The following is a 7,622-nucleotide window of genomic DNA, read 5'->3' as shown; positions in this document are numbered from 1 at the left end:
GTGGATCACCTGATCCACGCGGCGGCAATACTCTTTTGACGGTGTGTCACTGTCATGCGGCAGGCCTGGAATCAGGAGCCATCCGGCCCCATTTGGACCAGCCGATACCGCATGGCGCGGAATGGCGCTCGCTTGCGCTCCCTGCAACGCGCGCGGGCCTGCATTCCGGATCTCTGCGCTTCCTCCATGAGCTTGGCGAATGCCGGGTCCCAACTTCTACGGTTGTACACCGTGACGTGGGAGACGCCGGCGCGCGCCGCTGAGCGCCTGACCGTGTCCCCGTCTCGCAGAGCCTCCAGGAAATTGCGCGCACGCGCAGGGGTCAATCCCCGCTGGGGAAGACTGACATCTGGGTCGGCAAGAGGATGCTGTGCGTCCTCGGAACTGGGGAAGTGCAGGTCCATGTCACGTGCTCCAGCGGGTCGTTGGTTGCCATGCCGGTCGTAACTGCGGAGCCCGGACGGTTTCCAGCGACACGGCCGGAACGTCATGAGCTTCGCGTTTCGGAGGAGTGCAGAGAGCGGCTGCCAGTGACGCCACACCGATGACGGCTGCCAAAAGGCCGCTGGGGGCGGGCCTCTGGGCGGGCGCCGTCATGAGCGGGAGGGCGTGTGGCGGCGCGGACAGGATTGCGCAGCTGCGAGAAGCACTCGGATCTGTTCACCGGCCTGGGCGGCCCCACGCACTGGCGTCGAGAACACGAATCGGAAGTCGCAATGGCTTTGGGTGTACTCGCACCGCAGCGTGATGCCGTAGCGGTCCAGGGCGAAGGGCTGTACGCGGACTGCACCCTGCAGCAGGCGGGGGTCGGCCAGCCGGGTCAGCAGCGCCACCATGTCCGGGTGGTCGTCGGCCATGTGTGTCAGCATGGCCGCTTCCTCAATGGCCAGCGGATCTGCTGCGGCGAGGGCTAGTTCATCGAGGCGGACGGCCACGATGTCCGTTGCCGTTTCGAGGGTGGCACGCGCGATGTCGAGGCGGTGAAGCACACCACCGTCCGCGTCTCCTCCGGGGTCGGTCGGGGTAAGCCACCCGGAGAGGGCCACCCTGGCCCGCACGCGTTCACGCACGACGGTGGGGGCGATGTCGGTGAACTCCACAAGAGCGGCCGGCGTGGCGCTCGGCGCGCCTGCGGCGGGAGGCCGCAGGGGACTGTGGTCCGGAAGTCGCAGCCTCAACTGGCCTTTGTCGTCGACCGTGTGGAGGCTGACGAGGTCGAGGCGATGCCCGTTCGTCGTGACGGTCAGCGACTCCGCGCGGGCAAGCACGGAACGGATCCGCTCCGCTGCGGTCGAGCCGTCCGCGCAGGCGTTGGTAGGACTCATCCATCCTCCATTTAGGTAAGCCTTGCCTAACCTAAACGATGCAGAGGGTGGTTGACCAGTCCTGAGTTTTGGCCACATGTCACGCGCCCTTGCGGCGTCAGCTGCCGCGATCAGCGGTTCAAGAGGGTTGGTGTCAGCGCCGAATGGGCTGGGCCGCTGCAGCCGGCCGTCGCGGTGCTGCGGCGGTGTGATCCGCCGAGCCAAGGGCTGAACTCGGGCTCGGCGTATCCGACTTCGAAACCGTCGGCGACGCATGCCACCGAGCGTCCGCAGCAGCGCAGATCACAACGACCTCTAACGGATACGCGCCCACCGCGGTACCCCTGTGCCTCCCACCGGCCCGTACCGGCGCGGGGGTGACCGTACTCGTCCTACCGGCGGCTGCGTACGAGCAGATGGAGGAAGTACGGCGTGCCGATGATGGCGGTCATCAGGCCGGCGCCAAGCTGGGCCGGCGCGATCACGGTACGGCCCACCAGGTCGGCGGTGCAGACGAGCACGGCGCCGAGGAGCACCGAGACCGGCACCACCCGGGCATGCTGCCGGCCCACCAGGGCCCGCGCCGCGTGCGGTGCCACGAGTCCCACGAAGCCGATGGTGCCCGCGGCGGCCACGGCGGTGGCGCTGAGCAGGACGCTCAGCACCAGGAGGCCGAGACGGCCCCGTGCCAGGCTGATCCCCAGGAGCCTGGGGGTGTCCTCGTCCAGCGACACGAGGTCGAGCTCGGTACGCCGCTGAACCGCGACGAGCAGGCTCACGGCGAGCACGGCGGCGAGGGGCGCCACGTCGAGCAGGGTCCGACCGTAGGTGGAACCCGACAGCCACGTGAGCGCCTTCGTCGCGTTGAACGGGTCGGTGAGGATGATGAGAAGGCTGATCAGGGCGGTTGCCCCGGTGGCGACGCCGAACCCGACGAGGACCAGCCGGTTCTGCTGGAACCCGCCCCGCGCGGCCAGCCCGAAGACGAGAACGGAGCTGGCCGCGGCGCCCGCGAACGCCGCGGCGGCCACGCTCCACGATCCGGCCACGGGCACCGTCGTCACAAGGAGGACGGCGCCCAACGCAGCGCCGCCGGAGACGCCCAGGACACCCGGTTCGGCGAGGGGGTTGCGGGTCACGGCCTGGACGAGTGTCCCGGCCAGGGCGAGCGCCGCACCCGCGAGGAGGGCGGCGAGGACTCGCGGCACCCGGGTGTCGAGGACGAAGGTGACGGTCTGGCCGGCCCGCCCCTGTGCCCAGTTCGCCACGTCGCCCAGCAGCAGCTTGCTGTCGCCCAGCAGCACGGCGGCGATGGTCACACCGACGAGCAGGGCGACAAGGACGGCCGTGGTGGTGAGGAAGACGGCCCTGCTCCTGATGCGCAGCCGCTCGGACGCGGTGGCTCCGGCTGTGTCCCGGACTCGCGTGGCCATGACGATCAGGAAGACGGCGCCGACGAGGCTGGTGACGACGCCCGTTGGCACGGCGACCGCCACATCCACCGGCACGACGGCGCGCAGCAGCACGTCAGAACCGAGTACCAGGGCCGCACCGGTGAGACCCGCGACCGGCAGGTTCGCACGTGTCCGGGTGAACGCGCGGAACCTGCGGGCGAGGGGGCGGACGAGGGCGGGAGCGCACAGGCCGACGAAGCCGATGGGTCCGGCGAGTGTGACGGCGGCCGTGGAGAGCAGGGCAGCGAGCACGACGGCGGTGAAACGGGTGGCGCGGACGGGGACGCCGAGGCCGCGAGCGGCGTCGTCGCCGAGAGCCAGGGCGTCGATCCGGCGGGCGAGGAGCAGCAGCCCGACGAGGCCGACGAGGCCGATCGGCGCCATCTGCAGCACGCCGTCGAAGCCGTTCTGAGCGATGCTGCCCTGGTTCCACTGGAAGAGGCCGTCCGTCTGCCGGGGGAACAGCAGGAGCAGGCCCTCGGTGGCAGCGGTGAGGCCGAGGGTCAGGGCGCTGCCCGCGAGGACGAGCCGGACGGAGCCGGTGCCCATGCCGGACAGCCCGAGCACGACGGCCGCCGCCGCGAGGCCGCCGACGAACGCGACGCCGGAGGAGGCCAGCAGCGGCAGCGAGACGCCAGTGGCGGCGACGAGACCGAGGGCGAGATAGGAGCCCGCGTTGACGGAGAGAGTGTCGGGCGAGGCGAGGACATTGCGGCTGACCGCCTGCAGGGCGGCGCCCGCAATGCCGAGTACGGCGCCTACGAGCAGCCCCGCGGCCATCCTCGGCAGCCGGGAGGCGATGACGACGGACGCGTCGGCCGGTTCGGCCCGGCCCGTGAGCGCCTTCCATACTTCCGGGAGGCCGACCGCGGCCGTTCCCTGCGTGATGTCCACGACCGCGAGGCCGGCGACGAAGAGGATCAATGCGGCCGTCACCGCGGCCGCGCCCGTCCGGGACGTGGCCGCCGACGGACGGGTGGCGGGAGTGGTTGCGGTGACGGCCATGGTGTTACTTCGTCAGCGCGGCGACGACGGCGTCGATGTACTTGTTCATCGACTCGGGACCGCCGAACAGCCAGATGCCGTCGGGCAGCCGGTGGACGTTGTCCTTCTTGACGAACGGCAGCGACGTCCACACCTTGTCCTTGGCCAGCACACCGGCGAACGGCGTGCTGTTCTTGTCGCCGTCGCTGCCGATGTAGGCGAACTGCACGTCGCCCAGCTTGGTGAGGCCCTCGACGTCGGTGGAGCCGAGGCCGTAGCTCTTGTCGCCCTTGACGGTCCAGGCGTTCTTCAGGCCGAGCTTCGCGTTGACCGCCCCGATGAGCGAGCCGCTGGTGAAGGGCCTGATCGAGGCCTGGTTGGAGACGATGTACCCGTCGGCGAAGGCGTACTTCGTCCCGGCGAGACCGGCGTCGGCAAGGGCCTTCCTGCCCTCGTCGATCTTCGTCTGGAACTGCTTCTTGAGCTTTTCGGACTGCTTCGTGGTGCCGGTGGCCTGGGCGATGAGGTCGAGGTTCTCGGTCATCTGCCCGATCGGATCGGCGGCGTCGGCGGCGCGTACCTCCAGGACCGGGGCGACCTTGCGCAGCTGCTTCACGGCGGCCGGCGGCAGGTCGGTGGTGGCGACGATGAGGTCCGGCTTCAGGGAGGCGATGGTGTCCGTGCTCGGCTCGCCGCGCGTGCCGATGTCCTTGGGCGCGTTCTTCAGCGGGACGGCGGTGTCCCAGGTCTTGTAACCCTTGACGTCGGCGACGCCAACCGGGTCGACGCCCAGCGATATCAGGCTCTCGACGACGTTCCACTCGGTCCCGACGACCTTCTTGGCGGGCCCGTCGAGCTTCACCTTCGCGCCCGAGGCGTCGGTGAGGGTGATGCGCTCGCCGGTCTTCTTCACGTCGTCGGCGGCGGGCTCGGTCGTCCCGCAAGCGGACAGGATGAGGGCCGCGGCGGTGGCGGCCGCGGCGGTCAGGAGGAGGCGTCTCATGAGGTGGTGCTGAGCCCTTCGCTTCGTGTGTGGCGGCCGATCGCGCGGGTGCGCAGCCGACCCGTGAGGGGGTCTGTGTCGACTTCGATGCGGATGCCGTACATGTCGGTCAGCCGCTGCGGCGTCAGTACGTCCTCGGGGCCGCCGTCAGCGACGATCCGTCCCGCGTGGAGCAGCACGATCCGGTCGGCGACGGCCGCGGCCTGGTCGAGGTCGTGCAGGACGGCGCCGACGGCGATCCCGTGATCGTCGGCCAAGTCGCGCATGAGGTCGAGAAGTTCGACCTGGTACCGCAGGTCGAGGTAGGTCGTCGGCTCGTCGAGGAGCAGCACACCCGTCTCCTGAGCGAGGCAGCAGGCGAGCCAGACACGCTGGAGCTGTCCCCCGGAGAGGTGCTCGGCGCCACGTTCGGCGAGCTCAGCGACGCCCGTCATGGCGAGCGCACGGTCCACCGCGGCCCGGCCACCCGGGTCGGCCTTGCCCCAGCGTCCCCGGTAGGGGTAGCGGCCGAACTCGACGACGTCCCGCACGGTCAGCCCGCTGGGGGTGGGGCGTCCCTGCGTCAGCAGGGCCACGCGGCGCGAGAACTCCCGGGGAGGCAGAGCAAGACCGTCGATGTCGGCGTCGATGGTGAGCGTGGCGCTCCTGGGGCGCTGCAGGCCTGCGAGCGTGCGCAGGAGCGTCGACTTTCCGCTGCCGTTCGGACCCACGAGGACGGTCACTTCGCCGGGCCGCAGCCTCACCGACGCGTCATGCACGACGTCCACACCGTCGTACGCCACGGTGACACCCGTGGCGGACAGTTCATGGCCACGTGGCCCCGTGGCCTCGGAGGTCTCTTCACCAGCTCTCACGGGGCGAAGGTTAGCCTATCCTAAACCTGGCCGAAAACGGCCTGTCCACGGCCGGCACCTACACCCTCTCCACCCCGCCCAAGAGCGATAAGAGGTGGACGACTGACTCGCCGTCTGAAGACCGGTGGCCTTTCCGACCCTGACTCATCGGACAGACCCTAGGACGCGGCGGAGCCGGGATGCGGGCCGTAAGCCGTCAGGAACCGGTTGCGGAAGGCGTCCATGTGCCAGACGGGGGCCTTGGGGCCGGGTTTCAGGCCGGTCTGCCAGCGCCAGCCGGAGATCCGGTCCAGCACGGCCGGATCGTGGGCGACGATCGAGACCGGCACGTCGCGGCCGGCGTTCTCGCCGGTGACGGCAGGGACCGGCTGGTGGTCGCCGAGGAAGACCAGAACGGTGTTCTTGGTGCCGTACTTCTCCACGTAGGAGATGAGGCTGCGCAGGGAGTACTGGATGGCACGCCCGTACTCGGTGCGCACCTGCGCGGGGTCCTGCCAAACGTCCTCGGGGTCCTTGCCCGCCTTCTTGATGGCGTTGTAGACCGAACCGTCACCGACGTCGTTCCAGTCGATCATCTTGGGCAGCGGCGCCCAGGGGTTGTGACTGGACGTCAGGATGATCTCCGACATCAAGGGCTTGTTTCCCGGCCTGCCGTGCCGGAGCCGTTCGAAGGCTGACAGGCTGTACTGGTCGGGCATGGTCGACCAGCTGAACTTGGGGCCCCGGTACCCGAGGTTCCGGGAGTCGTAGACGTGGTCGAGGCCGTGGAACGTCCTCTCCGGCCAAGACCGGGTGACGCCCGGCATGATGCCGACCGTCCGCCACGCCCCCGTGCGCCGGAAGGCACCCGTGAGACTCAGGCGGTCGCTTGAGGTGACGGTGCGGTAGCGCTGCTGGTTCTTGATCCACAGGCCCGACAGGAAGGTGGAGTGCGCCAGCCAGCTCCCCCCGCCCGCCGTCGGTGAGGTCAGCCAGGCGCTCCGGGCGGAGAACCCGGCCTTGCGCAGCCGATGGGTCCCGTCCGCGAGTACGGCATCGATCTGCGGAGCGATCTTCGGGTCCTGGACGGCGCTGCGACCGTAGCTCTCGATGAAGGTGAAGATGACGTCCTTGCCGCGGAGCCCGGTCAGCAGTTGGTCTGGCGGGGTGTCACGGAAGGCGTCGCCGGCAGCCGCCTCGGCGAACGCCTGCTTGTCCTTCAGGGCCGCACTCACCTGGTGCACACGGTTGTCGACCAGGTCGGCAACGTTCCTGGAGGAAACCGGTACACCGGCGATCTGCACGCCGAACGCCGTGGCGGCGACCCAGGAAGTCCCGAGTATCAGGGTCGTACAGGTCGCCGCAGCACTGTGCCGGGAGATGCCACGGCTCAGCCGGACGACCGCCAGTGTCATGAGGACCAGCACGGCGAGCACGAGGACCACGACGCCGGTCACGGCGCCGATGGCACCGGCGTCGCCGACCGAATCCCTGAGGAACGACTCGGCGTCGTCGAACAGTCCCCAGTCGAGCACCGGGTCGAAGGGGCGGGCGAGCACTGAATGGAAGCCCATGTCAAGAAAGTTGAGGAGGGTCAGCAGGCCGAGGGCCACCCCGGCGAGCACCGCCGCCACACGCCGCGCCTTCGGCGGCAGGACGAGCAACAGAGCAGCACCGGCGATCCCCTCCACCGGGATGCGCACGAACTGACTTGGCGTGAGGCGGGTGAGCTGATCGGGCAGGAGGAGGGCGAAGAGCACAAGAGCCGTGGCCAGTACGGTGGTTGTCCCCGCCACAGCCCGCGCAGCGGCCGGGTGCTCATCGCGCCAGTTCCGGCATGCGATGACACTGTCCCGGTCCTTTTCCGGCTCGGCACTGTCATTGTCCGGCGTCCGGCCCTCCTCCGTCTCCGCCTCCGTCTCCGTCTCCGTGGTTGCCCGGTCCATGTCCGACAGCTGAGGAGAGCGCGTCAAGTGCGGCACCCGATGGTCCTTCCGTAACAAAGCCGGTGGTGACACTGCGGACCGGCCCCGAGAGGTCGGGC

The 7,622-nt window shown here is 69.6% G+C and carries 5 protein-coding genes; all 5 read right to left on the bottom strand.

Annotated elements, in window-relative coordinates:
- Window positions 1-593 precede the first annotated feature (593 nt).
- Entirely contained in the window at window positions 594-1,325 is a 732-nt protein-coding gene (locus AB0I10_RS32155; protein WP_363156200.1) for a DUF2470 domain-containing protein, read from the bottom strand.
- A 371-nt stretch (window positions 1,326-1,696) separates the two neighbouring features.
- Entirely contained in the window at window positions 1,697-3,763 is a 2,067-nt protein-coding gene (locus AB0I10_RS32150; protein WP_363156199.1) for an iron ABC transporter permease, read from the bottom strand.
- Between the two features lie 4 nt (window positions 3,764-3,767).
- Window positions 3,768-4,745 carry an iron-siderophore ABC transporter substrate-binding protein gene (locus tag AB0I10_RS32145; protein ID WP_363156198.1) on the bottom strand — a complete coding sequence of 326 codons (978 nt, stop codon included), beginning with the start codon at window positions 4,743-4,745 and terminating at the stop codon, window positions 3,768-3,770.
- Window positions 4,742-5,599 carry an ABC transporter ATP-binding protein gene (locus AB0I10_RS32140; protein WP_363156197.1) on the bottom strand — a complete coding sequence of 286 codons (858 nt, stop codon included), beginning with the start codon at window positions 5,597-5,599 and terminating at the stop codon, window positions 4,742-4,744. Before AB0I10_RS32140 ends, AB0I10_RS32145 begins: the two co-directional genes overlap by 4 nt.
- Before the next feature lie 158 nt (window positions 5,600-5,757).
- Window positions 5,758-7,524 carry a sulfatase gene (locus AB0I10_RS32135; protein WP_363156196.1) on the bottom strand — a complete coding sequence of 589 codons (1,767 nt, stop codon included), beginning with the start codon at window positions 7,522-7,524 and terminating at the stop codon, window positions 5,758-5,760.
- Between the last annotated feature and the right edge of the window lie 98 nt (window positions 7,525-7,622).

It is taken from the genome of Streptomyces sp. NPDC050636 (assembly GCF_040654775.1).
GTDB lineage: Bacteria > Actinomycetota > Actinomycetes > Streptomycetales > Streptomycetaceae > Streptomyces.
This window is presented reverse-complemented; position numbering and strand designations above follow the sequence as displayed.